Origin of the sequence: Chitinophaga sp. MM2321 (genome assembly GCF_964033635.1) — a bacterium.
Lineage (GTDB): Bacteria > Bacteroidota > Bacteroidia > Chitinophagales > Chitinophagaceae > Chitinophaga.
In genome coordinates this window covers 4,227,694-4,254,002 of record NZ_OZ035533.1, presented here as the reverse complement: position 1 = coordinate 4,254,002, position 26,309 = coordinate 4,227,694, and the positions used below count along the sequence as shown (strand labels likewise).

23 protein-coding genes, 1 tRNA gene and 1 pseudogene are annotated in these 26,309 nt (G+C 45.3%); 13 read left to right on the top strand and 12 right to left on the bottom strand.

What is annotated here, in order from left to right; all coding sequences use genetic code 11:
• Positions 1 to 8 precede the first annotated feature (8 nt).
• The 3 genes from ABQ275_RS16430 to ABQ275_RS16420 form a co-directional block, all read right to left on the bottom strand.
• On the bottom strand, positions 9 to 719 hold the full coding sequence (locus tag ABQ275_RS16430) for a helix-turn-helix transcriptional regulator (RefSeq protein WP_349314236.1): 711 nt from the start codon (positions 717 to 719) through the stop codon (positions 9 to 11).
• A gap of 195 nt (positions 720 to 914) precedes the next feature.
• Positions 915 to 998, bottom strand: a tRNA-Leu gene (locus ABQ275_RS16425).
• A gap of 120 nt (positions 999 to 1,118) precedes the next feature.
• The gene (locus ABQ275_RS16420; protein ID WP_349314235.1) at positions 1,119 to 1,931 is read right to left on the bottom strand and encodes a 2,3,4,5-tetrahydropyridine-2,6-dicarboxylate N-succinyltransferase; all 813 of its coding nucleotides are present in this window, start codon (positions 1,929 to 1,931) and stop codon (positions 1,119 to 1,121) included.
• 155 nt (positions 1,932 to 2,086) lie between these two features.
• Between ABQ275_RS16420 and ABQ275_RS16415 the strand changes: the two genes are divergently transcribed.
• The 5 genes from ABQ275_RS16415 (at position 2,087) to miaA (ending at position 6,929) form a co-directional block, all read left to right on the top strand.
• Positions 2,087 to 3,223 (top strand): glycosyltransferase family 1 protein, encoded by a 1,137-nt coding sequence (locus ABQ275_RS16415; RefSeq protein WP_349314234.1) that lies wholly within the window; start codon positions 2,087 to 2,089, stop codon positions 3,221 to 3,223.
• 29 nt (positions 3,224 to 3,252) lie between these two features.
• Positions 3,253 to 3,822: an L-threonylcarbamoyladenylate synthase gene (locus tag ABQ275_RS16410; protein ID WP_349314233.1), complete on the top strand. Its 570-nt coding sequence runs from the start codon at positions 3,253 to 3,255 to the stop codon at positions 3,820 to 3,822.
• Between the two features lie 19 nt (positions 3,823 to 3,841).
• On the top strand, positions 3,842 to 5,329 hold the full coding sequence (locus tag ABQ275_RS16405) for an HD domain-containing protein (RefSeq protein ID WP_349314232.1): 1,488 nt from the start codon (positions 3,842 to 3,844) through the stop codon (positions 5,327 to 5,329).
• Positions 5,330 to 5,433: 104 nt separating this feature from the next.
• Positions 5,434 to 6,021: an IS1096 element passenger TnpR family protein gene (locus tag ABQ275_RS16400; protein WP_349314231.1), complete on the top strand. Its 588-nt coding sequence runs from the start codon at positions 5,434 to 5,436 to the stop codon at positions 6,019 to 6,021.
• Between the two features lie 5 nt (positions 6,022 to 6,026).
• A complete protein-coding gene (miaA, locus tag ABQ275_RS16395; protein WP_349314230.1) occupies positions 6,027 to 6,929 on the top strand; it encodes a tRNA (adenosine(37)-N6)-dimethylallyltransferase MiaA in 903 nt (300 codons plus the stop codon).
• A 121-nt stretch (positions 6,930 to 7,050) separates the two neighbouring features.
• On the opposite strand, the gene ABQ275_RS16390 is transcribed toward miaA, so the two are convergent.
• Positions 7,051 to 8,562, bottom strand: coding sequence for a hypothetical protein (locus ABQ275_RS16390; RefSeq protein ID WP_349314229.1), 1,512 nt, complete (start codon positions 8,560 to 8,562; stop codon positions 7,051 to 7,053).
• A 218-nt stretch (positions 8,563 to 8,780) separates the two neighbouring features.
• On the bottom strand, positions 8,781 to 9,788 hold the full coding sequence (locus ABQ275_RS16385) for a hypothetical protein (RefSeq protein WP_349314228.1): 1,008 nt from the start codon (positions 9,786 to 9,788) through the stop codon (positions 8,781 to 8,783).
• A gap of 282 nt (positions 9,789 to 10,070) precedes the next feature.
• Between ABQ275_RS16385 and proS the strand changes: the two genes are divergently transcribed.
• From proS to ABQ275_RS16370, 3 genes are all read left to right on the top strand, one after another.
• Positions 10,071 to 11,546 carry a proline--tRNA ligase gene (proS, locus tag ABQ275_RS16380; RefSeq protein WP_349314227.1) on the top strand — a complete coding sequence of 492 codons (1,476 nt, stop codon included), beginning with the start codon at positions 10,071 to 10,073 and terminating at the stop codon, positions 11,544 to 11,546.
• Positions 11,547 to 11,665: 119 nt separating this feature from the next.
• Positions 11,666 to 14,596, top strand: coding sequence for a histidine kinase (locus ABQ275_RS16375; RefSeq protein WP_349314226.1), 2,931 nt, complete (start codon positions 11,666 to 11,668; stop codon positions 14,594 to 14,596).
• Complete coding sequence (locus tag ABQ275_RS16370; protein ID WP_078672331.1) at positions 14,593 to 15,354, top strand: LytTR family DNA-binding domain-containing protein; 762 nt, start codon at positions 14,593 to 14,595, stop codon at positions 15,352 to 15,354. The genes ABQ275_RS16375 and ABQ275_RS16370 overlap by 4 nt, the downstream gene beginning before the upstream one ends.
• Positions 15,355 to 15,472: 118 nt before the next feature.
• On the opposite strand, the gene ABQ275_RS16365 is transcribed toward ABQ275_RS16370, so the two are convergent.
• The gene (locus tag ABQ275_RS16365) at positions 15,473 to 17,053 is read right to left on the bottom strand and encodes a trypsin-like peptidase domain-containing protein (RefSeq protein WP_349314225.1); all 1,581 of its coding nucleotides are present in this window, start codon (positions 17,051 to 17,053) and stop codon (positions 15,473 to 15,475) included.
• A 328-nt stretch (positions 17,054 to 17,381) separates the two neighbouring features.
• The gene (locus tag ABQ275_RS16360; RefSeq protein WP_349314224.1) at positions 17,382 to 18,380 is read right to left on the bottom strand and encodes an acyl-CoA reductase; all 999 of its coding nucleotides are present in this window, start codon (positions 18,378 to 18,380) and stop codon (positions 17,382 to 17,384) included.
• Positions 18,381 to 18,474: 94 nt separating this feature from the next.
• On the opposite strand from ABQ275_RS16360, the pseudogene ABQ275_RS16355 reads away from it, so the two are divergent.
• The 5 genes and pseudogenes from ABQ275_RS16355 to ABQ275_RS16335 all read left to right on the top strand — a co-directional run.
• Positions 18,475 to 18,519: pseudogene (locus tag ABQ275_RS16355) on the top strand (ferredoxin); the annotation flags it as partial.
• 24 nt (positions 18,520 to 18,543) lie between these two features.
• Entirely contained in the window at positions 18,544 to 18,822 is a 279-nt protein-coding gene (locus ABQ275_RS16350) for a ferredoxin (RefSeq protein WP_349318797.1), read from the top strand.
• A 121-nt stretch (positions 18,823 to 18,943) separates the two neighbouring features.
• The gene (locus tag ABQ275_RS16345; protein ID WP_349314223.1) at positions 18,944 to 19,930 is read left to right on the top strand and encodes a D-alanine--D-alanine ligase; all 987 of its coding nucleotides are present in this window, start codon (positions 18,944 to 18,946) and stop codon (positions 19,928 to 19,930) included.
• Between the two features lie 41 nt (positions 19,931 to 19,971).
• Positions 19,972 to 20,784: a PASTA domain-containing protein gene (locus ABQ275_RS16340; RefSeq protein WP_349314222.1), complete on the top strand. Its 813-nt coding sequence runs from the start codon at positions 19,972 to 19,974 to the stop codon at positions 20,782 to 20,784.
• 38 nt (positions 20,785 to 20,822) lie between these two features.
• On the top strand, positions 20,823 to 21,128 hold the full coding sequence (locus ABQ275_RS16335) for a rhodanese-like domain-containing protein (RefSeq protein WP_349314221.1): 306 nt from the start codon (positions 20,823 to 20,825) through the stop codon (positions 21,126 to 21,128).
• Positions 21,129 to 21,235: 107 nt separating this feature from the next.
• Here ABQ275_RS16335 and ABQ275_RS16330 read toward each other — a convergent pair whose 3' ends face one another.
• The 5 genes from ABQ275_RS16330 to ABQ275_RS16310 all read right to left on the bottom strand — a co-directional run bounded on the left by ABQ275_RS16330 (position 21,236) and on the right by ABQ275_RS16310 (position 26,299).
• Entirely contained in the window at positions 21,236 to 21,631 is a 396-nt protein-coding gene (locus ABQ275_RS16330; RefSeq protein WP_349314220.1) for a RidA family protein, read from the bottom strand.
• A gap of 50 nt (positions 21,632 to 21,681) precedes the next feature.
• The gene (locus ABQ275_RS16325; RefSeq protein WP_349314219.1) at positions 21,682 to 22,800 is read right to left on the bottom strand and encodes a hypothetical protein; all 1,119 of its coding nucleotides are present in this window, start codon (positions 22,798 to 22,800) and stop codon (positions 21,682 to 21,684) included.
• 94 nt (positions 22,801 to 22,894) lie between these two features.
• The gene (locus tag ABQ275_RS16320; RefSeq protein ID WP_349314218.1) at positions 22,895 to 24,094 is read right to left on the bottom strand and encodes a hypothetical protein; all 1,200 of its coding nucleotides are present in this window, start codon (positions 24,092 to 24,094) and stop codon (positions 22,895 to 22,897) included.
• 38 nt (positions 24,095 to 24,132) lie between these two features.
• Entirely contained in the window at positions 24,133 to 25,029 is an 897-nt protein-coding gene (locus tag ABQ275_RS16315; protein ID WP_349314217.1) for a glutamine amidotransferase-related protein, read from the bottom strand.
• A 160-nt stretch (positions 25,030 to 25,189) separates the two neighbouring features.
• Positions 25,190 to 26,299: a carboxylate-amine ligase gene (locus ABQ275_RS16310; RefSeq protein WP_349314216.1), complete on the bottom strand. Its 1,110-nt coding sequence runs from the start codon at positions 26,297 to 26,299 to the stop codon at positions 25,190 to 25,192.
• Positions 26,300 to 26,309: the final 10 nt, after the last annotated feature.

Here is a 26,309-nt window from a genome sequence, read left to right as displayed (position 1 = left end):
GTTAAGTGCTATATCAAATTGAAAGTTTGGGCGAACTTAGTGATGTCGTAATTTGACTTTGCATTTAACTTTTGTTTAATATTTCGCCGGTGAGTTTTAACAGTATTCTCTGCTATGTTTAATGCTTTACTTATTTTAAGAGAACTGTCTCCCAATGCGGTATACTTTAATATAAATTTTTCCCGGGCGGTTAATGCTGCGAATATATGGGCGCTTTCTCTGAGCAAAATATTTTCTTCCATTAACCGTTCTACCTTCGCCGTTACATGAAGGTGAACATTTATTGGCATAGCCATGGTTATTGATAACAAGGGTAATCCATTTTCATCTCGCATAAATATCTTTGCACCACTTAAATACCATTCAAAATTTCCATCTTCTCCGGTTCTGACTTGCTGGAAAAAAGTAATTATTTCATCTGAATTATTTTCAGACATCGCTTTAAACTTAGGAAGATAGTTTTCTACATCTTCAATATTGAAAAATTTGATAAAATATTCATCTGAATATCCTCTTAACTCCTCCTGCGTTATTTTTAATTTTTCTAATCCTAGTTTCGACATATAAATCAGCGAAAAGTCGCGCATGTCGTGAATTATAAATACCATAGGTAAGGCATCTTCCAAGGATTCCAGGGTGCTGATTTTATGTAGAATTTGTTTGTAGATGTTGGATTGACAGTTAAAACTTTTTGGCAGTAGCTCTGATGGAAGGGTCATTACTAGAGTTAGTTTTTTAAATCTTAAGGATTGTTATGTAATTAGAATTTTAAACTCAGAGAAGGAATTGAGAATAAATTACTATTGTGCGGGTAAAGTTTAAGAAAAACTTGATCCATTCCGAAGAATCACATGAGTGGCTTTTAGATGATATAATTAAGAAAGGGTAATGCTTTTAAACATTACCCTTCCAAGTGCCCAGAACTGGATTCGAACCAGCACATCCTTGCGAACGCTGCGACCTGAACACAGTGCGTCTACCAATTTCGCCATCTGGGCATCTCCCGTAAAACGGATTGCAAAGGTAAGCGGATTTTTAAATTCTCCAAATTTTTTTGCTGCTATTTTAAGGGAATGAACAAAGAAAGCAATTTGCTGCTTCGTTCTTTCCCTTAAAAACTATACGGCTACATTAAATTCACGGAGGGTGTCGTTCAGGCTGGTCTTCAGGTCTGTAGAGGCTTTGCGCTGACCAATGATCAATGCACAGGAAACCTGGTATTCGCCTGCCGGGAACTTCTTGGTATAAGTACCTGGTATTACTACGCTGCGGGCAGGTACACGGCCTTTGTATTCGATAGGCTCGCTGCCGCTTACGTCAATGATTTTTGTAGACTGCGTCAATACTACGTTGGCGCCTAATACGGCTTCTTTTTCTACATGTACGCCTTCTACCACAATACAACGGGAGCCGATGAAGCAGCCGTCTTCAATGATCACGGGGCTGGCCTGTAATGGCTCCAGTACGCCGCCGATACCAACACCACCGCTCAGGTGTACGTGTTTGCCTATCTGTGCGCAGGAACCAACGGTAGCCCAGGTGTCCACCATGGTACCTTCATCCACATACGCACCGATGTTTACATAGGATGGCATCAGGATACAACCTTTGGCAATGAAAGCGCCGTAACGGGCAATCGCATGCGGAACTACACGCACACCCAGGTCTTTATAATTACTCTTCAGCTTCATTTTATCATAAAACTCAAACGGAGCCAGCGACATCGTTTCCATAGGCTGAATAGTAAAATATAGGAGGATAGCCTGTTTTACCCATTCATTCACTACCCAACCACTTTCTGTTGGCGCCGCAACTCTCAGATTACCCTTATCTACCGCCTCTATTACTTCTTTCACAGCATCTGTGTACTGCGTTTCCTGTAAAAGGCTACGATCAGCCCAGGCAGCGAGTATTTGTTGTTGTAATTCCATCTTTTGCTATTTTTTGCAAACATAATACAAAACATTTAGGGATTTTTTGATTTATGTATTTAGAGATGTGTTCCTGTGGTACATCTTTATCTAAAACAAAATATCCAAATATCCAAATACATACATCCCTAAATGTTTTCTTGTATTTTTGACATATGAAGATTGGTTTTGATGCCAAGCGCGCTTTTCAGAATGATACAGGGTTGGGCAACTATAGCCGTACCCTGATAACTTCTCTGGTAGCGGGTTTCCCGGAGCATGAATATTATTTATTTGCTCCCAGAAAAACGGATATGTTTAAAATGGAAGATCCTGCGGCGCTTCCCGTGGTGGTGCCTGAAAAGACGCTGCATCGTTGGTTGAAGTCTGCCTGGCGCAGCCGCTATGTGGTACTGGATCTGCAACGCTACGGTATTGATCTGTATCATGGCCTCAGCCACGAAATCCCTTTCGGGATACATCACTCCGGTATAAAGTCTGTCGTGACCATGCATGACCTTATTTTTGAGAGATACCCTCGCCAGTACAATCCTATTGATGTGCTGACTTACCGCCGGAAGGCTCGTTATGCCTGCCGTTATGCGGATAAAGTAGTGGCTATCAGTGAACAAACCCGGCAGGACCTGATCACTTATTATCATACGCCTGCAGATAAAATAGCAGTGGTGTACCAGAGCTGTGACCCCGCTTTCGCGGTAACGCACAGCGAAACAGACATCGCCGCAATGCGCGCAAAATACCAGCTGCCCCCGCAATATTTCCTGTATGTCGGCTCTGTAATAGAACGTAAAAATTTATTGGGCATCGTAACGGCCATGCATACACTAAAAGGCGCAGTGGATGTACCGCTGGTGGTGTTGGGTAGCGGAAGCGACTATAAGAAAAAGGTGAAGGCCTACCTGGAAGCCAACGGTCTTTCACAACAGGTGATATGGCTCAATGAGCGGGCCAGGCTGTCACATACCGAGTTGCCGCTGCTCTACCAGGGCGCTGTGGCATTGCTGTATCCTTCTTTATTTGAGGGCTTCGGCATTCCTATCCTGGAGGCGCTGTGGAGTCGCACACCGGTGATCACCTCGCAGGGTTCCTGTTTTGGAGAAACCGCGGGCAACGCCGCATTATATGTAGACCCGCTGAATCCCGCTACCATAGCCGCCGCCATGCAGCGGGTGGTGAGCGATGCTGCATTGGTACAGGATATGCAGCAAAAAGGCTGGCAACATGCGCAGCTGTTCACCCCTGAAAAGTGTGCCGCAGCGATGATGAACGTTTATAACAGCCTGAATAGCTGAATAACAATATAAAAAATCACAAAATTTCCATGATTTTTGAAGATGATATTACAGCAGCTTTGCCGGTACTTCGCAGTGGTGGCCTGATCCTGTATCCTACAGATACTATCTGGGGCATCGGCTGTGATGCTACCAATGAAGCTGCTGTGCATAAAGTATTTGCACTCAAACAACGCAGTGAAAGCAAAAGCCTGGTGGTGCTGCTGGCCGATCTGCGCGACCTGTTGCACTATGTCGCCAATCCCCGCCCGGATATGAGCGATATTATTGCAGGCTTTACCCGTCCTACTACGGTCATTTATGAAGGCGCATTAGGATTGGCGCCCAATGTGATCGGCGAAGATGGGAGCGTGGCTATCCGTATTGTACAGGACCCTTTTTGCCGCCATTTGTTGAAACGACTGCGCAAACCGTTGGTGTCCACTTCTGCCAATGTTAGCGGAGAACCTTCACCAGCGCAGTTTAGCGGGGTATCGCCGCTTATCGTCAATGGGGTGGACTATGTAGTAAAATACCGGCAGCAGGAAGCTGCCAATACGCAGGCTTCCCGGATTATCCGGATCGGAAAGGATGGTTCAATAGCGATAATCCGGGATTAAAAATGTTTATTTATTACATTTGCGCCCTGGTTTCAGAGAAAGGAATAAAATTGAACAGGAATTTATTAATATGATCAGCAGCAAGCCATTGGACATTCCCTGCTCCCTGCAGGAACGGAAAGTGTTGGAAAAGATAGCGATCGCTGCCCGCGACCTGGGCGTGCCCGCCTATCTGATAGGTGGCTTTGTGCGCGATAAACTGTTGGGAAGAAGAACAAAAGATATGGATATTGTGTGTGTGGGAGATGGTATTGCCCTGGCACATAAGGTGGCAGAACGTTTGGGCGACAATATCACCGTAAATTATTTCAAAACATACGGCACTGCACAGATAAAGTGGAATGACCTCGAAATGGAATTTGTAGGCGCCCGCAAAGAAAGCTACCGGCAGGACTCCCGTAATCCTGAAGTAATGGCGGGTACTTTGCAGGATGATCAGAACCGCCGCGATTTTACCATCAACGCATTGGCGATCAGCCTGAATGATGCTGACTACGGCACCCTGCTTGATCCTTTCGATGGCCTCGCAGACCTGGATAAAAAGATCATCCGTACACCCCTGGAGCCCGCGCAAACATTCAGCGATGACCCGCTTCGCATGATGCGCGCCATCCGCTTTGCATCACAGTTACAGTTTACAATTGAAGAAAGCGCCTTTAATGCGATCCGGGAAAATGCAGAACGCATCCGTATTATTTCACAGGAGAGAATTACAGACGAATTTAATAAGATAATGCTGTCGGCCAAACCTTCGGTAGGACTGGATTTGCTGTACAAAGCCGGATTGCTGAAGATCATCTTCCCGCAAATGATCGATATGGTAGGCGTGGAGATGTATGAAGGAAAGGGGCATAAAGATAATTTTTATCATACCTTGCAGGTAGTAGATAATATCTCGGAAAATACCCGCGATCTCTGGCTGCGATGGGCTGCACTGCTGCACGATATCGGCAAGCCGGCTACTAAAAAATTTGAACCCGGCCACGGCTGGACTTTTCACGGTCACGATGCGGTAGGTGGTAAAATGGTCACCCGTATCTTTACCCGGTTCAAATTACCATTACATGAAAAAATGAAGCTGGTAAAGAAGCTGGTGGAACTACACCTGCGGCCTATCAGCCTTACAAAAGAGAATATAACGGATTCGGCTATCCGCAGATTATTATTTGATGCCGGAGATGATCTGGATAGCTTAATGATGCTGTGTGAGGCGGATATAACCTCTAAAAACAAAGCAAAAGTAAAACGTTACCTCGAAAATTTTGAACTGGTCCGTCAGCGTTTAAAAGAAGTGGAAGAAAATGATCGCATCCGTAACTGGCAACCTCCGGTAACCGGCGAAATGATCATGGAAACATTCGGCCTGAAACCGGGAAGGATCGTAGGGGATCTGAAAAGCGCCATTAGGGAAGCTATTCTCGATGGAGAAATCCAAAACACGTACGAAGCAGCATATGCATTTATGTTGAAAAAAGCGATCGCATTTGATCTCACCCCAGTTAAATAAAATTGGTAATTTTACGGAGTCGGAATTATTATTGTAGTATCAGACAGCGCCCTTGACTAAGTGCTGGAATTTTATATATTTATCTAACTTTTAACCAAATTGTCATGCCGGTTTTGAAATTCAGAGTTTACTGGGAAGAAGATGAAAGTGTTTACAGAGACATTTCCATCAAGCCGAATCAGACGTTTTTATTATTTCATCAGGCAATATTGCTGGCATTCGAATTCGATTCTAAACATAAAGCTACCTTCTTCCGCAGCAATGATAACTGGCAACGTGGCCGTGAAATCATCCTGGAAATGGATAAACAGCCGCGTAAGGCAGAGCCCCTGCTCATGTCTGACACGCCTATTGCTGCTGCTGTAAAGGATCCTAATCAGAAATTTATCTATCTCTACGATTTTGCCAAAAACTGGTCGTTCCTGGTAGAACTGATCGGTGTGTCCAAAGACGAAAACAGCAAGATCACCTACCCGGTATGTGTACGCAAAGAAGGTCTCGCCCCCAGCCAATACGGCACCAAAGGCCTGGTTGGCGATAAGCTCGTGGAAATGGAAGAAAAATATGACCTCAATAAAGAAGGGATGGATGCTGATGGCTATGGCGAAGAAGGTGAAGAAGACGCTTTAGGCAGCGATAGCGATGGCGCCGACGAATTTGGCGGCACCGCGGAAGAAGAGAATAGTTTCTAAAGTCAATGCAGAAAACCATTATCATTATAGCCGGTCCTACAGCTTCCGGTAAAACGGCATTGGCTATACGAATAGCACAGCTGTTCAATACGGCTGTTATCTCTGCTGATTCCCGGCAATGCTATCGTGAAATCAGTATCGGTACGGCAAAACCGTCTGCTTCGGAACTGGCTGCTGTACCGCATTATTTCATCAACTCGCATACTATCCGGGAAGAAGTAAATGCCGGCATCTACGAAAAACTGGCGCTGCAATATGCACAGGAAATATTTGCACAAAACGATGTAGCAGTGATGTGTGGAGGTACTGGCCTCTATATAAGGGCTTTCTGCGAAGGAATCGATGAAATGCCTGCCATTCCTGCCGGTATCCGGGAAGCGTTGAATGCGCAATACACACAGCATGGATTACCATGGCTCCAGGAACAGTTGCAACGGCGTGATCCCATATTCTATGCTACCGCAGAAACAAAAAATCCACAACGATTGATCCGCGCACTGGAAGTATTGGAAGCCACCGGGCTTTCTATCACTACTTTCCGCACCGCCCATCGCACACAGCGGGATTTCAGGATCATTAAAATAGGCATTACCTTACCCAAAGAATTATTGCACCAGCATATTCATCATCGTGTAGACCTGATGATGGAAGCCGGTTTGGTGGAAGAAGTAAAGGCGGTACTACCTTACCGCGAACATAATGCACTGCGCACTGTAGGCTACCAGGAAATATTTGATTATCTCGATGGACAACTCTCCCTGGAACAGGCAGTAACAGACATAAAAACGCATACCCGGCAGTATGCAAAACGCCAGCTCACCTGGTTTAGAAAGGATCCCGCATTTGAATGGTTTGATCCCCGTAATAGTGAGGATATCCTGACTCGCATTAAACTAGCCTTTGACTAGCCTTTAACCAGGAGTAAACCGGACCAGGATTAGCAGGATAAAAAAAGATTAAAAGGATGGGCGTTCTGTTTAATAACAAAACACCCATCCTTTTAATCTTTTTTTATCCCTTTAATCCTGGTCAGAATTTGAATCCCATCGTTAAAATAATATTGCTGCGGGTGTAATCCAGTGTGGCAGCATCCGGTGTCAGACCTTCTGTGGTGCTGGTATACAACCGGTACCGGTCATTGCCCTGTGTATAACTGTAAGTGAGATCAGCATACAATCCTTTATTACGGAAACCGAAACCACCACTGTATACTTTGCGGGAAGCATTTACACCTGCATTGTAGCTATCGGTGCTATACGGGTTACCATAAGCTGCAAAACCCGCCCTTACTGCATAAAGGGTGGCGAACTTCAGTTCTGCCCCCACTTTTACATTGGAAACAGACTTGTATATCGCGCCGATATTTGTGTTCAGGTCGCCTTCAAAATTACGGTCATTGCTCATTTTGAATTTGCCGGACGACTGGTTTACATATTCATAATCAGCTGTGATAAAGCCCTGTGTATTGCTTACATGGGTGATGTCGCCAAAAAAGTAGGATACGCCACCCATTACACGCATGGGTGTAACATAATTGTAGTCATTTTCCACTGGGTATCCTTCTGTTACATCGTCAGAATGCGCATACCGGGTGCCGCCATAACTTTCTGTGTTGGCCGTCAGATCAGCGGTGTAGCTGTCATGCAGGCTATAAAAGGTAGGGGTATGGAAAGCGCCGCCTATCCGGAAGCGATCAGATATTTTATAGAGTACACCTACTTTAGCGCCAATACCAAGCCCAGTGCGTCTGAGAAACTGACGATAATCGAAGTAACCAAAATCATTGTTGCCATTATTGCTGGCATCATCTTCCATTACGGTAAAATCTTCCCGGTAGTTTACATTGGGAACATTTACGCTACCACCTATATACAAGCGGTTTCCGTAGTTACCACCCACGGCAAAGGCAAATTCATCCAGTCCGCCACGTGTTTCCAGGATGCCGCGCTGTTGTATCCCATCGGTGAGGCCGCCGGTTCTCCGGTCAGGAGAGGCATTGCTCATGGGTTCAAAGGAGCCATCCGTATTCTGGTAGCGGTCAATTAAGAAGGTCCTGTAGCCCAGGCTGCCTCCTAATGGATAATTATTTTCAATACCAGCGGAATCCGCGGACCACATCTGGTCTACCCAGGTATCTGTATAGGAAGACGCCAGGTTACGACCCGCTACTACAATCTTGTTATTATAATTTGCCAGGCGGTTAACGCCCAGGGAGAAGGTAATATTATTCCAGGAGCTGCTGCCGGTACCTTTGTTGGTAGCAAAGATAACCCCTATGTTAGGGAGCTGGAAGTTGGTTTTATTGCCTTTGTTATCAAGACTGTTATTACCCAGGTAAGAAGAAGTATTGTTGTTGATGTTTACGCCGGCAGAAAAAAGGAATTCGCCGGTTTTAAACATACCAATACCCGCCGGGTTAGTATGGGCGGATGAATAATCTCCTCCAAGGCCAACACCTGCGCCGCCGAGTGCCTGGTTTCTTGCTGTTCCGAAAGGTTGGTTGGGCGAATAAAGCAGCGCGTCTGTTGAGCTTTGCGCCATGGCCGAAACGGATAAAAAGAGGCCTCCTAAAAGAGGGCAAATTCTTTTAATCATAATACTATATACTTAGAATTGAAATGCTGTTCTGCAGGTCGGGCTATGATTGTGCTGACGTGTTCTGCAATAATAGCTATAACGTTGTCAATAGGGCAAAACTTGTGCAATAAAAAAAGATAAGCGTAGTTTTTATGCTACGCTTATCTAGTAAGATCTTTTTATTAACGGCCTCCTCTTGCTGGACGACTGTAGCCGCCACCGCCACTACTACCGCCACTGTTTACGCGGCTACCACCTGAAGGTGCTGAGTAGGTTGGAGCAGGAGTAGAGGGTCTTGAGTATTCTACTCTCTGCGGACGTGAATAGTTGCTATTCTGTTGACTGCTGTTATTTGAAGGTCTGGTGACTGGTCTTTCAGAGTTGGACTGCTGGAAAACCCTGCGTGGGCGCTGTGAAGTAGAAGAAGGATTCACGAATCCACCAGTGTTTCTGCCGCCATTAACAGGCTGAATGTTGCTGCCTCTTGCTGGACGGGAGTAACTGTTGCCGGTAGTACCGCCACTGTTGGTGAAATTTCTGTTTACCACTCTTTCGTTACCACCTCTTACAGGACCGTAAGAGTTAGCCGGACGGCTGGTGTAATACCTGTTGCCGTGGCCATAATATCCACCGCCATAGTATCCGCCACCGTAGTAAGGGGAGTAGTGACCATAGTAAGGATATCCCCAGCCACCACCGTAGTAACCACGGCTCCATGGACTGTAATATCCACCACCAAAGCCCCAACCCAGGCCAATGCTCAGAGAAGGACCCCACATGCTGCCGTAGAAAGGACTGTAACCGAAGCTGCTGTATGGGCTCATCATACCAAAGCCGTAATAATTATTTACATATAGGTTAGAAGCCGCATTGTAGCCATCCCAGTAACCACCACTGTAGCCACTGTTACTACCAAAACGGTTTAAACGGCGTTGGTAATCTCCCTGATCCTCATCCTGGTAAGTTACATAAGTGCCTTCATCTTCATCGGCAGCTTGTGCATAATTAGCGTTCTCATCCTGCACAGAATTGCCATTAGAGCCATCTGTGCCGGTCGTGGATGCATAAGTACGGGCCTGCTGACGCGGCGAATAATATACATCGTCCGGTGTCTGCGCCGCTTTGTATGTACTGGAGCAGGCGCCCAGTGCGAGCGATCCAGCCAGTGCGATATATAATATAGGTTTCATTTGAAATACATTTTTAGCGTGATCTGTATAGTAAATTTACACTTTTTAAACGGATTAATAAGGGATAAAGTTACAATAACAATGGTTGCTTATTTTATTTTAGACCAACTATTTGCACCTTTACTATTTTCATGTACGTTTGTGGCATTTTCTTCTTTAATATGATGACAAAAACTAAGCCAATCTGTCCGGTGTCAGACTTGTCCTGACTTTTATTCAAATGCGACAAATTGACCGTTTAGTCATTAAAAAACAAAGGAATATAAATCAGCTATTTTATTTATGAGTAAAGAGATTACAGCCCGCTCGGAAGATTACGCAAAATGGTATAACGACCTGGTGCTGAAAGGCGGTCTGGCAGATTATTCCGCCGTACGCGGATGCATGGTGATAAAACCATATGGTTTTGCACTGTGGGAAGCTATGCGTGACGTGCTCGACAGCAAATTCAAAGAAACCGGTCACCAGAATGCATATTTCCCGCTGTTCATCCCTAAAAGCTTTTTGAGCAAAGAAGCTGCCCACGTGGAAGGGTTCGCAAAAGAATGTGCAGTTGTTACCCATTACCGCCTGAAAAACGACCCCAACGGCGGCGGCGTAATAGTAGACCCGGAAGCAAAACTGGAAGAAGAACTCATCGTTCGCCCAACCTCTGAAACAATTATCTGGAATACTTATAAAGATTGGATCCAGTCATACCGCGATCTGCCTCTGCTGATTAACCAGTGGGCAAACGTAGTACGCTGGGAAATGCGCACCCGCCTGTTTCTCCGTACCACCGAATTCCTCTGGCAGGAAGGACATACCGCCCACGCTACTTCTGAAGAAGCCATCGCTGAAACAGAACAGATGCTCGGTATTTATGCCGACTTCGCGGAAAATTATATGGCTGTACCCGTAATCCGTGGGGTGAAATCTGAAAGCGAAAGATTTGCCGGCGCAGTAAATACTTATTGCGTGGAAGCCCTCATGCAGGACGGTAAAGCCCTGCAGGCAGGTACTTCTCATTACCTCGGACAAAATTTCGCCAAAGCATTTGATGTACAGTTTTCCAACAGGGAAAACAAACTGGAATATGTATGGGCTACCTCCTGGGGCGTATCTACCCGGCTCATTGGTGCATTGATCATGGTGCACAGCGATGACCAGGGACTTGTTATGCCACCCCGTATAGCACCCATCCAGGTGGTGATCGTGCCTATTTATAAAGGCCCCGATCAGAAAGCTGCCCTCGATGAAAAAGTAAATGTGATCGTTGCCGAACTGAAGCGTGCCGGCATCCGTGTTAAATACGACGATACGGACAATAACCGCCCAGGCTGGAAGTTTGCAGAATATGAATTGAAAGGGGTACCTGTCCGCATCGCTATCGGCGCCAGAGATCTGGAAAATAATGTGGCTGAAGTAGCCCGCCGCGATACGAAAGAAAAAATGAGTCTGTCACTCGATGGTTTATCAGGCCGCATCCAGGACCTCCTGGAAGAAATCCAGCAAAACCTCTTCGATAAAGCAAAAAGTTATCGTGATACACATATTACCCGTGTAGATACTTTTGAAGAGTTTGAAAAAGTGCTGGACGAAAAAGGTGGATTCGTATTAGCGCATTGGGACGGTACCGCCGAAACAGAAGAACAGATCAAAGACCGCACTAAAGCCACTATCCGCTGTATTCCGCTGGACAATCCACAGGAAGCGGGTATTTGTATCCTGAGTGGTAAGCCGTCTAAAGAGCGGGTTTTATTTGCGAGAGCATATTAATACTATTACAGATTACGGAGTGATGAGGAGATAATAATAATTAATCTTCCTTATCTGCTCACCATTCCGTAATTTATAGTTCAGCACCAATCATAGCAATAAACCACTAACTTTATCAGATGCCCTTTATCCGTTATATACTCTTGTGGTTACTGGTCATCTTTTGCACAGGCACAACTACGCTGGCCCAGGGCCTGATGATCCGTAACTATAATGTGAAAGATGGTCTTGCTAATGCTACAGTATATGCTGCTGTGCAGGACAAAGATGGGTTTATATGGTTTGCTACCCCTACCGGCGTCAGTAAGTTTGATGGAAAACGCTTTCGCAATTATGCTAAAAAGGACGGCCTGACTGATAACGATGTCGTGAAACTGGCCGCCGACTCCAAAGGCCGCCTGTGGTTCTTTACCCTCAATGGCAAGCCTTCCTTCTATGCCAATTCCGTTATTCATAACGAAGAGAATGATACCTCACTCGCCTTCAATAGCCGCAGCCACTATATGCAGTACGCTTTTGAAGGGAAAGGCGGCTACATCTGGTTCCTGAATACCAACAACCGCATCGTTCAATACAATGGTAAAAAAACAACCTACGACAAGCTGGGCGCCTCTGGTACCGATCTTTTCTTTTTGATCAGGAACGACAGCATCTTTCATCCCTTACAGAATTCCTTTCATGTTGATAACCTGAAAGATCCCAATAATCCTTCCCAGAAAATATTTCCCGTATGTCCGTACCCGTTGGATGATACCGCGTTGGTAGCGCGCATACGTCAGAACTCTATCGTAGTTCTCCGCAACACGCTGTATTCCTATAAAGCAAAGGATGCGATCTGTTTTTTTAATGGCGCAGACTGGGGCATTACAGACGAGATCAGTAATATGTGCATTGATGATGATAACCTCTGGGTAGGTACGCAGCGTGCATTATTTTTTATGAAAGGTTTTTTCAAGGGAGAGAAAAAAGTGATCAAACTCCTGGATAACCACTACATCACCTCCCTGCTAAAAGACAGGGACGGTAATATCTGGATTACCACTTTTGGTGATGGTGTTTATAATATCCCCTACAAAAATTTCTATTTCAGCTATCTCGATAATACCAACGGGCTGTATTCCCACTCTATCTTTAGTATTTTTAAAGATAAAAAAACGGATTTGCTCCTGATAGGGCAAAACGCCGGTATCCTTAATACGATAGATCATGCCGGGCGTATCCGTCAGTTTACGCTGGATACCCTCAGTGGCCGGAACAGTATCCTGACTATTCTGCCATACCGCGATCGTACGGTACTCATTGGTACAGACAACGGCGTGGTACAGTTTAATACGGCCACACAAAAAGCCTCCCGCCTGAGAGCCGTGAAAATGCTGAAGGATATTGATATCTCACCATCCGGCAAAATAAGGATAGCTGCTAAAAACCAGGTGATCGCATTGGATGATTATGTGATCAACGACCTGGATATGCTGGTTACTTCCATCGCCTGTATCAACGACTCTGCCTATTACGTAGGCACCAATACCGGGTTGTATTATTGTACAGACGGGAAAAGGATACTGATACCTACCGGTGCAGCCAACTTCCGCAAGATGAGTATCAAAGACCTGAAATGGGTCAACGGGCACCTGTGGGTGGGCACCAGCGATCAGGGAATTTACGTGTTGCAGGGAGATACTGTGGTGAAACACTTGTCTACCGCCAACAACCTCGCCAGCGATATTTGTCAGCAGTTATACTACGATGGCGACAATGGCATGTATGTGGCGACCAACAAAGGAGTTTCCATTATTAATGTCAACGACCAGACCCTCATACGTAACATTACTTCCAATGATGGCCTCATGTCTGACGATATCAGGGGTGTTTATAACGATAACGGCCTGCTGTACATCGCTACTTCCAATGGGCTCTGTTACTTTAAAGGCGACAAGCTTCCGGTAGATACCGTGCCACCGGTAACCTACCTGAGCAATATCCGCTATGGCGACAGTACTTTCCTGCCGGCATCATCGTTTGTGCATCTCTACAAACGCAAAGCCTCTTTCGAAGCAGAATTTGGCGCCATTGTTTTTGATCTGCCGGAAATGGTAGAATACCAGTACAACTTTTCCGGTGATACTACCAATGGCTGGGTAACCACCATGTCCAATATTATTCCTTTTCCGGATCTGCAACCAGGCCAGTATAGGCTGCTGGTGCGGGCACGTAAATATAAAAGCAACTGGTCGCATCCCATCAGCATGGAAGTGAACATTTTGCCGCAATGGTACCAGGAATGGTGGGCGAGGGGCGTTCTCCTGCTGGCTGCACTGCTGCTGATCCTGTTTGTGCTGCGCTATATTGTAAGACGAATCAAACAGGCGGAGAAAAGAAAAACGGAATATAACCGCCGTATTGCTGAATTGGAAGCCAAGGCGCTCACCAATCAGATGAATCCGCATTTCATTTTCAACTCGCTAAACTCTGTACAGCACCTGATTCTGGAAAAAGAAGAGAAGCAGGCGCTGAATTTTCTGGCTGACTTTGCTACATTGATGCGTCAGATGTTGAACAATTCCCGTAAGTCTTATATATCTTTGGAAGAAGAAATCGCTTTTCTGACACGTTACCTGGAGTTGGAAAAGATCCGGTTTGCACATTCCTTTACCTATCATTTCGTTATAGAAGATGAACTGAAGGACTATACTGTGTATATTCCTCCCATGATCATTCAACCTATTGTGGAGAATGCCATCAAACATGGCCTGGCTCCAAAAAACAGTAGTGGCTACCTGGAGATAAGATTGGAAATGGTGGATGATCTTCTTTATTGTTCTGTAGATGATGACGGAATAGGTTGGGACAAGTCCAATAGCATAAAGAGTTCCAGACTGATAAAACACGAATCCACTGCTTTAAGTGTGATTAGAGAACGCTTGCAGATTATAAAATCTTTTAATGGAAGTGTTGGAAAGTTGGAAATTATTGATAAATTTAAATCTGGTTTCGGCAATAAGGAAGGTACCTTAGTTGAAATTCTGATTCCCATTGTTAAGATGTTATGAGTAATATAAAAGCTGCCATTGTAGACGATGAAGTCCGCAACATTCATATTTTGCGCAACATATTGGAAAACTACTGCAAAGATGTGACAGTAGTAGGTGAAGCACAAAATATCAATGAGGCGGCAGAAATGATTAAAAACAACCCCATTGATGTACTGTTCCTCGATATTGAGATGCCGCCGCATAATGGGTTTCAGCTACTGGAAATGTTTCCGGTACTGAACTTTGAAGTCATTTTTATCACCGCATTCCAGGAATATGCATTGCAGGCCATTAAGTTTGCCGCTTTGGACTATCTGCTCAAACCTATCAAGGTGAGCGAAGTGGAAGACGCATTGGAAAAAGTGAAGAAAAGTAAGAAAGGAAGACTCAATGAACTGGCCTCTATTCTGAAAGACTACGTAAAGAATAACGACAACGCATTCTCCAAAATAGTTATTCCCGTAAATGACGGTTATAATGTTATTGATCTGAAAGACATCATTTACTGCGAAGCATTTGATAGCTATACCAAAATTCAATTAATCAACAATGTTTCCCATCTCATTTCAAAGTCATTGAAAGAATATGAGGAAATGCTGTCTGATAAAGGATTCTACAGGGTGCATAAATCTTTCCTTATCAATATCCATCACATCGTAAAAATCATCAAAGGTCTGGGTACAGCCGTGGTGATGAGCGATCAGAAAAATATTCCTATCTCCTCCCGTAAGAAAGACGAGTTCTTTACTCAATTAAAGGGAGTTATAAATCTTTAAATATTTTGGGATTTTTTGATTTACGAATTTAGGGATTTAAAATGCAGCGAAGGTCTACGTGAAAATCTTCGCTGCATTTTAAATCCCTAAATTCGTAAATCAAAAAATCCCAAAATATTTACAGGTTCTCTGCGTTTCCGCTACCTGTATTGATGTTGTAATAGTAGATGTTTCCGCCACGTTGTGGGTAGAAGCCTACCAGTTGTACACTTTTCTGTTTATCCAGGACGAGGCTGAGGGCATCTACCGAGTTGACGGTGGTGTTACCGGCTTTAAGGATTACAAATCCCGGCGCCATACTGGTTTGCTTTTTCAGGATTCCGTTACCGATATCCGTTACTTTCACACCACCGCTAACGCCTATACGCGCAGCTTCTTCTTTATTAAGGTCGGATAATTCAGCACCCAGGCGATCCAGGGTGGTGATCTTTACCAGGTCTGTATTACCCTGGAGGTTCCGGAGCATTACATTATCGGCAGTGATTTCTTTATTATCACGGAGATAGGTAACGCTGATTTTGTCTCCTGGTTTGTAACGGGCCACCTGTTCACTCATCTGGGAGGGGCCCGGAACGTTTACACCATTAATTTTGGTGATGATATCCCCGGAGCGCAGACCCGCTAAACCAGCAGAGCTGTTGTCTATTACTTCAGTGATCTGTACCCCGTTTACATCTCTCCGGATACCAATTTCTTTCAGCTGATCATCGCTCATAGAAGCAATGGCAGCGGGGGAAGCATATCTGACACCGAGGTAAGCCCGTTGTACATTACCATATTTCAGGAGATCATTAACCACCTTTTTAATCAGGTTTACAGGAATTGCGTAGGAATAACCCGCGTAAGATCCAGTAGGCGAAGCGATAGCAGAGTTGATCCCTACCAGTTCACCGGCAGTGTTTACCAGTGCGCCGCCGCTGTTACCCTGATTTACCGCAGCATCCGTCTGAATAAATGATTCGATGGCATTGTTTAATCTGCCTACGCCTTTATTGATACCTATAGAGCGGGATTTTGCGCTCACGATACCGGCTGTTACGGTAGCGTCAAGGTTCAGGGGATAACCTACTGCGAGCACCCATTGACCTATTTCTACGTTGTCTGAGTTACCATACATGAGGTAAGGGAGGCCTTTGGCTTCGATCTTTACCACGGCGAGGTCTGTACTGGGGTCAGCACCTATCAGTTTAGCTTTGTAAGTTTTGTTATCGTTGCTGAGACTGACACTGATTTCATCTGCATCCGCGATCACGTGGTTGTTGGTCACGATGTACCCATCGCCAGAAATCAATACGCCGGAACCAGAGGCCATCTGGCCGGGAATGTAGTATTTACGGCCATCTCCACCACCATTGAATTCGTCTCCGAAGAATTCATCTCCGAAAAGATCCTGCAGGATACTGCGTTTCCGCTGAAGGTTATTACCATTCAGTACCTGGCGGGGATTGATTTTTGTTTTGATGTGTACTACACCGGGAACGGCTGCCTTGGCTGCCGAAACAAAATCTGAAGGAGGAACTGCGTTGGCACTCCCGCCTGTTCCGGGCATGTACCTTGCATAATTTACAGGAACTACACTGGAATCATTCTGAAAAACGCCTGCTGGTCCGGATTGAAAATATTTGCCGTACACGAATATGGCGGCAACGGCAGTTACAGCACTGATAAGAACAGTAGTAACAATTTGCTTGAATTTCATATTATAGTGTGTTTAGCGTTGTGTGACTAAATTAATTCTATATGTCCGAATATGATCAATTTGCATGCCCTGCCTACAAATTTAATAGCGGTGGAGCCTGAAATGAATACCTGGCATTTACTTTAACAGATTTTTATGGCAATCGTTAAAGATGGTTTAAAGGCAACAGGTTATGCACCTGCCAGGATAGCATCCGGTACTGTCAATATAACAAAGTAGTGCGACAAAAAGTTACCAGGGTAAAACAGGATATATAATATAAGAGACGAAAAAAGCGGAAAACGTCCTTATCCGCTTTCCGCTTTTTTATCTCTTCAGATCATCAGCATCATAGTGTTGTAAGGAAAGCCATGGTGTCCACACCATCGGCATAGTCCATCAGGGAAGGTTGTTGTGCGTAGCCGAAAGGGGTATAGGACTGGCCTACCAGGCATTGGAGCACTTCCTCTCCTGCGAGGTCCTGCTGCAGCTGGTTTATATCTTTATAATAACCATAGTTCAATACACTGATCGGTGAAAACAGGGATGCTGCTTCATGCAGGAGAATACTGCCGTTGGTCAGGTAAGGGCTGCTGTTCAGCAGGAGCAGGGCCAGGTTATAATCGTAGTTATTCTTGTATTTGTGGTGATCGGCCAGGTGGTCGTATTTCCGGAGGGCGTTCAGTAACGGATCAAAGTTATAGCCTTCCGGTACCAGTATCTTCGTTACATTGCGACAGCCAAGGCCGAAGTACATCATTACATCATCGGCCAGGGCATCCAGTTGTTCCGGTGTTTCTGTGCCGGTGAGTACGGCGGCGGAAGTACGGTTATGACGGATGATATTGGGATATTTTGAAAAATAGTAGGTAAAGTAGCGGGCGGAATTGTTGCTGCCGGTAGCAATATAGGCATCACAATTCTTTAGCATATCCTGCACCTGGGTTTGATTTGCCTGGTCCGGATACCATTCGGCTATCTTTTCCAGGATGTGTTTCATCAGGATTTCATCTTTGGAAGAAAGTTTCAGTTTTACGTGATGACCGCTGATAAATCCGCAAAGCCAGTCGTGGAAGCCTACCATGGGAATATTACCGGCAGCCACGATGCCTACTTTTTTGGGTTCCCAGTCGTTGCCGGCAGCGGGATATTGCTGCAACCACTGATGCAGGGCAGCCGGTTCCAGGAAATATTGGCAGATATTTTCCAGTGCTTTGTCAATAAATGCAGGAATAAACCATCCGTTTGCGATAAAAGCACGTTCTTTTACTGCTGTCAATTCCGGGCTGTTACCCGCCAGGTACTGGCCCAGGCGTACCAGCGCGACTTCTTTTTCTGCTATGTTCATGAAACTATATAAATATTTGACTTAATTAAAGCTGGAAAATTTTTATTTTTGTGTACGAAATTACGGCTTACTACTTAAACAAAAAGTTTACTCTATGGCAATTAAGATAACAGACGAATGTATAAACTGTGGCGCCTGCGAACCAGAATGCCCAAATAATGCAATATATGAAGGCGGTGTAGAATGGGCACTTGCTGATGGAACGACCGTTAAAGGCACCTATACTTTGATGGATGGTTCAGTAATGGACGCCGATCAGCGTAATGCACCTATCAGCGTTGATGCCTACTATATTGTGCCCAACAAATGTACAGAATGCCAGGGATTTCATGAAGAACCACAATGCGCAGCCGTTTGTCCGGTTGATTGCTGTGTACCTGATGAAATGTACCAGGAAACTGTGGATGACCTGATGGAAAAGAAAGCCAGACTGCACATTTAATATATTGAAAAAAAACATCTTTTAAACCGTCCGGGCGTAGCCGGGACGGTTTTTTTATGTAATTTGATGAATAACAAACACAATAAACCTTTAACTTTACCCGCTTATTGTAAAATATCGTATGAAGAAGAATATAGCTTTGGTAGCCGGCGGATATTCCGGAGAATATGTGATATCCGTACAAAGTGCTGTAACCATTGAGAAAAACCTGGATAGCAGCAAATATGCAGTTTACAAGATCATTATAACAAAGGAAGGCTGGCATTATACCGGAGCTGATGGCAGCGTACAGGAAATCGATAAGAATGATTTTTCCCTGACGCTCGCCGGCAAAAAGATAAAATTTGATGCCGTATTCATCGGCATCCATGGCACACCCGGTGAAGATGGCCGTTTACAGGGTTATTTCGAAATGCTGGACATTCCTTTCACCAGTTGCGGCATGGTTACCTCCGCCTTAACCTTTAATAAAAGCTATTGCAACAAGGTAGTAACGGCCTTCGGGAATGTAAATGTGTCAAAATCAGTACATGTGTTCCGGGAGCAGTCGCACGATACGGCACAGATTCTGCAACAACTGCGTTTGCCGGTATTTGTTAAGCCGGCGGAAGGCGGCAGCAGCATCGGCATGTCAAAGGTGAAAACAGCAGAAGAACTACCGGCTGCCATCGAAAAAGCCTTTAAAGAAGACAGCCAGGTGCTGATAGAAGAGTTTATTAAAGGACGGGAACTCACCATCGGCCTGTATCGTGCCAACGGTAATATTACCGTACTGCCTATTACAGAAGTGGTGAGTAGTAAAGAGTTTTTTGACTACGAAGCTAAATATACACCCGGTGTATCCAACGAAATAACGCCGGCCCCGGTAGCTGATGATATTACCAAGCTGGTACAGCAAACAGCTGCAGCATTATATGATAAACTAAACTGCAAGGGTATTGTGCGGATAGATTTTATTTATGAAGAAGCCAGCAGCAAATTATATTTCCTGGAAGTAAATACAATGCCGGGGCAGTCAGAGAACAGCCTCGTGCCGCAACAGGTAAGAGCTGCCGGGAAAACGTTGCAGGAATTTTATGGTGTTCTGCTGGAAGAATGCATGAAGTAACAAATTACGGATTGCAAATTATCACACTTAATACATACATCGTGCTCGATTTTATTACCAAGCGTTCATTCGGATTTAACCTGTTGATTGTTATTGCCTTCTTTTTTTTACTGGCGTTGTTATTTTTCTCCCTGCTGGGTACTATTACCAAGCACGGTCAACAGCTGACAGTGCCTGATGTGCGTGGGAAAAATGTAAAAGAAGCTATTGCCACACTGGAAAAAATGGGTTTTGAGGCGGATGTGAGAGATTCTATTTATATAGACTCCATTCCTCCGCTGGCGGTATGGGTACAAACACCCGACCGGGGCGCACAGGTAAAGGTGGGCAGAACTATTTACCTCACGGTAAATAAAACGGTAGCTCCTATGGTGAAGATGCCTGACCTGGAAGGACTTACTTTCCGCAGTGCTGAAATGATGCTGAAAAGCATGCGCCTGAATGTAGGAGATACTATCTACCGGCCAGACTTTGCCACCAATACGGTTTTACAGCAATTGCTGAATGGCAAAAGGATTAAGCCGGGCACCCCCTTACCGGAAGGTAGTAACCTGACCCTGATCCTGAGCAGTGGCACCGGCAGCATCGAAAACCCGGTTCCTGATTTCGTAGGACTTACCTATGCGGAAGCAAGGGAAATGTTGAGCGCCAGCAATCTCGGTCCGGGTACCATTATTATAGACCCCAGTGTATCGGATACCCTGAATGCTTATATCATCAAACAGGTACCCTCCCGTAAAAATGAGATTGGTGATTTTAATATGGTACGTGCCGGTGAAAGTGTGGATCTGTGGTTGTCTGCCCTCAAGCCTGTAAAGGATTCAGTGGTACATCAGCCAGCAACGCAGGAATAACCGAAAATGATGTAATTTGATTTTAAATACTTTTAACTATGCAAAATATAACAGTAGAAGAACTGAAACAAAGAATAGATAGCGGTGAAGAACTGCATATAGTAGATGTACGGGAGCCACATGAAAGAGCTGAATTCAATATCGGCGGTGTACATATTCCCCTTGGGCATGTACAGGCCATGCAGGTAGATGAGCTGGAAGAGTGGAAAGATGAAGAAGTGATTATATACTGCCGTAGCGGCAACCGCAGTGGTCAGGCTTGCATGCTTCTGGAAACCATGGGCTTTACCAATGTGAAGAACCTGGTAGGTGGAATGCTGAAGTGGCAGGAACCCAGTAAATGATTTTTTGATTTACGATTTTGAGATTTAGCGATTTGGTTTCAGGATAACAACTACCTGAAACCAAATCGCTAAATCTCAAAATCAAAAAATCGTAAATCAAAAAATTCCTACATATTTTCCCCCTTGCAAATAGCCGTGGCTTCTATTTCCACCAGGTAGCGGGGATCAATCAGTTTACTCACTTCCACCATGGTGGTAGCTGGTTTTATGCTTTTGAAAAATTCCCCATGTGCTCTCCCATATTCTTCCCATCTGGAAATATCTGTTACAAACATGCGGGTACGCACTACATCGTGCAGGTTGGCGCCCGCGCTGATGAGGGCTGATTCTATCTTTGCCAGCACAAACTTCGTTTGTTCATAGGCGTTACCTTCTGCTACTACCTTATCATTATCTACGGCCACAGTACCGGATATTTCAATCACATTGCCCACTCTTACCGCACGGGAATAGCCGACTTTATTTTCCCAGATAGCGCCGGAGGCGTAATTGGTACGTTTCATATGGAAAATGTTGAGGAGGTGATAGGATCACCGAATTTACTACATCTTCCTCATTCCGTAGCTGAAGTTGTATCAGTAGGGGGTACAGACCTGAATTTTACCAGTTTTCCCAACAGATCAAACCAGAAAGGCGCACCCAGGGAGATAGCCAGGGCTGTCATTATCCAGCCTGCCAGTATGAGCCAGCCGTTTTGCTGAAAGGGATGGGTAAATCCGCAGCGGATCGTGCGGGTTCCACCGGTTGTATCTGTAACACACTGCCGGCTGATACCCAGCACATTTTTTGCGTCGCCGGCATCCTCGCGTAACATGGCATATACACCGATCAGGGAAGTATCGTTTACGAATACACGCAACGACGTATCCTGCCGGAAAAAGGCGCTGTCTTTGTGGAGTACGTTTTTTCGTATAAGTGTATCCGTTATAGCGGTAAAGGCAGGCGTACGGCTGGCTGCCAGCTGCACCATCTGCTCCCGCACATTTTTATCTTTCATGAGGATGCGCGCGATGGCAATGGAATCCACATTAAATAAAGCTGCAATGCCGATACCGATGACCAGCAGCCAGGTTTGTGTTTGTTTGCGGTACCAGCCGCTTGCACGGGCCATGGTTTCATTGAACCAGGCTTCCATGTTAATACGGAACTTCGTTACATCATGTCGGGCATCTTCAAAAAGGTTCCGTAAATGAGTCAGCGTATCGGGCGCCAGGTGCAGGCGGTTTTCTGACAGGGATTCCCGGATGGCGGCGGCATCTGTAAGATGGTGTTGCTGATCGTTGCCCCGCAGGAGATGCACCATGGTTTGTGAAAAAATAGGCGGACTGATATATGCCGGTTTTGCTGCTGCACTGTTTTCACCCAGACAACGGATAGATGGCGACTGATAGAATTTCCGGAGAAAAGGGCTCTTTCTGAAAGGTGCAAAAAAATACACCACGCTCCAGCCCAATTCATAAAACCAGTTGAAAAAAGTAAATCTCCCAAAAAACCCAAGATCGGTATGATGGTCAGCGTTTTCCAGCATTCTGCGCAACCCTTTGGTGAGTATCCGCGCACGGGAATTAAACATCCGGGCAATCAGTTCCTGTACAATGGAGGCCAGCAGGCTGTACAACAGATAGATGAAAATAAGGCCCAAAGCTACGTCTATGGCTAGGTTACTAAACATAAGGAATCATATTATATTGACATATAAACATAAATGTAAATATTATTGTCAAGATAATAACGGGATACGCAGCCTATTTGTCTTCTGTAAAAAATTATTCTGCTGATTCAAAAAAACAGCAGCTACCGCCTACCCAGGTTTCTTTGTCATTGAATCCTACGCCGATCATCTTTCCTTTACTGATGCGGGCGAGGTTGTGTACAAGAATAGGACGCGCAGTGTCATCCGGCCAGATATACATCATCCTGATTTCGCAGATGGCCGGGCCGGTGGGAGTTTGAATAGCCGGGGCATATTTCACTTTATGCTGGAGGATCCAGTTTTCGGGATCTTTGATCTGATCAATATCTTCGGGTGTTACATCTATCAGCACACCTTTACCGGCAAAAGAAAAGAGGGGCTTCAATACATAATTTTCCAGGTCTGCGGGAATAACAGGCAGCTCATGCAGGAACCAGCTCTTTGGTACAAATTCACTGTGAATAAAGGGCAGCGTGTATTTGCTGATGCGGTAAAACCAATTGGGGTGCGTAATCCATTCTACATCCAGGTCCTGGAACAGGTTTACATGCGGCGCCAGCGAAGCGGCTTGCTTTTGCAGGTCGTCGAAAATGATGCGGTTATAGATGCGCTGGATGGGTGTTTTAATACCATCCTGTTCATAAAACAATTTTTTTCCTTCCTGGATCAATTGGGTGATACACACCGTTTTGATACCGATATATTTCTCTGTACTGTAAAAGTCTATCCGGGTCTTTTGCTCTTCTGGCTTCACTTCCAGCAGGACCACTTCTTCAGGCGGAAGATCGCCGATAATCATTTTACGCAACAGCTGGTAGTAAGATGTTTCATCGAGTCCGTTAAAGAAATTATGTAGTTGTCCGGGAATGTCGAAATGTGTTTTGAATTGCCGGGCCATCACGTCCTGGAAGGCATACATGGAGGGAAAGCCCTGTAGCTCTATGAGCTGGGGCCCCAGTGAACCATCTTCCTGCTCACATACGGCAAAGTCGATCACTATAAAGTGGGGATGATCATTCTCGTGCGGTACTTTCAGTTCCGGTGGAATGGCTTCCCTGGTAATGGTTTTGAAGTCGGGCCGCAGGATCACGTTCACAATTTCCTCACAGGCCTGTACCAGTTTTGCCGTGAGGGCAGCGGGTACAAACACGGGTGTTTCTGCTACACGGAAGGAGGGCGCAATGCCCGCATCCTGTGCGATGCCCTTTAAAAAATCCTGGTATTGGGCGGTAGTAAACTGTTGATTATAGGATGTTCTGACAGCAGGAATCATAATGTTGAAAAATTACAAATGACGCATGAAGATGAAGATTAGAAATACGTGTTTTCATCATCATTATGGACGGGCACTTCCACTAAATGTTTAATCGCCGCCAGTCTTTCAGACAGCGCCCCGTATATAGCATAATCCAGGAAGGCCGTAATAAACCGGTCGTGGGTGAGCATGATCTTATCGGGGCTTGTCAGTTGTTGCAGCATGCTGTGGTATTTTTCAGGGCCATGGTTATCCACTACCTGTTTTTTCTTTTCGTCCTGCAGGAGGTACATGTGCATTCCATCGGCATCCGCTTCCGGATGAAATTGTGTGCCGATGAAGTGTTCATTAAACCGGATGGCCATGGTAGCGCGTTCCAACGGAACATGCGGCCTTTCTTTTTCGAGGGCCAGTACGTGTCCGCCCATGGCTTGCAGGTTTTCGTAGTTCAGTTCTATCACCTGCCAGTTGCGGCTGTCTACAATATAAAACGGATCGGGGAGGGCGCTGAAAACCTGTTCCCGCATACCTGCCGCTGTTTTATGTACGGGGAAAACGCCAAATGCGGGTGACTTCCGCCTGCACACATTGCCGAGTTGGTAATAGCGACACATGATCTGGTAGGAGTGACAGATAAAAAACACCGGTTTTTTCTGTTCCTGGGTGCGGTTCCATTCCAAGAGGTCTTCTACCAGGGAGAAATAAGCGCGTTCCCAATCACTGCCTTCACTGTCTACCGGGCTGCCTGGGCCGCCCGTTGAAATATAAATATCGTAAGAAGTATCCGGCAATTGTTGATGTTGCCGCACCTCAAATTCATCAAATTGTAAGTCCAGCGCATGCATGTCCGCATATTGAGACAAAATTTCCCGGATACAACGCATACCTTCATTTGGTACGCCTTCATACATATCCAGCACTGCCACCTTCCAGTTGTTTTTAATTGGATGCATAGTGCAAAATTAAAACAATTGACCAAGATTAAAGGATTTTAGGATTTAAAAGGATGGGTGTTTTGTTGAATGATTTTATATTTATGATATAATAAGCCTTTCGACAAAATCTTTCAACAAAACACCCATCCTATAAATCTTTTAATCCTTTTAATCCTGGTCAATCCTGGTCACAGCCCTTTAGAAATTGCCCCTGAATAAAATCCGTCACTGCCACGAGGTCGTTGGTTTCCTCAAATTTTTTGAGTTGCCGGTCTGCCCCGGTACCTTTTTCCAGGATATTGGTGGTGGACTGGATTACTTCGCGGCTGCCCAGATCATCCACCACATCATCTACGAAATCGAGTAATTCGTATATGAGTGCCCGTGTGTTCACTTCCATCTCCTTACCAAAGTCTATGAGGTTACCATCAATACCATAGCGGGATGCGCGCCATTTGTTTTCGTTTACCAGCGCGCGGTTGTAGATGATGAAGTTGAGGTTCTGCATGCGCAGCTTGTAAATCTTTGCACATACCGCCTGGAAAAGACCCGCGATTGTGATCGTATCATCGAGTGACATGGGCACATCGCAAATGCGGAATTCCACCGTGTTGAAGAATGGATGTACCCGCAGATCCCACCATACTTTTTTGGCATTATCTATACAATTTGTTTTTACCAGCAGCTTGATGTAGTTATCATATTCTTCAATGCTGGCAAAATAATCGGGGATGCCGGTACGGGGAAATTTGTCAAAAACCTTGGTACGGAAGGATTTGAAGCCGGTGTTACGACCTTCCCAGAAAGGGGAGTTGGTACTGAGCGCAAAAATATGCGGTAAGAAGTATCTAACGGAGTTGGCTATATGAAGTGCCATCTCCCGGTTTTCCATGCCTACATGCACGTGCAGTCCGAAAATCAGGTTAGAGCGGGCGGCATCCTGCATTTCATTTACGATTTCGAAATAGCGGGGATGATCGGTGATCAGTTGCTTTTCCCACTTGCTGAAGGGGTGTGTACCCGATGCGCCGATGCTGAAACCAAGATCGCCGGCTATTTGTGCGATGGTACGGCGTAAGAAGGCCACATCTTTCCGGGCTTCATGTATGTTGGCACAGATCTGTGTACCCACTTCCACTACGGCCTGATGAAATTCTGCTTTCACCTGGTCGTTGATCACTTTATGCGCCTGTTCTACGATCTTTTGTTCGTGTGACCGTAGCTCCCGGGTGCGGGGGTCCATCACCATGTATTCTTCTTCTATACCCAGCGTAAACGCCCTGAACATATTGATAGTT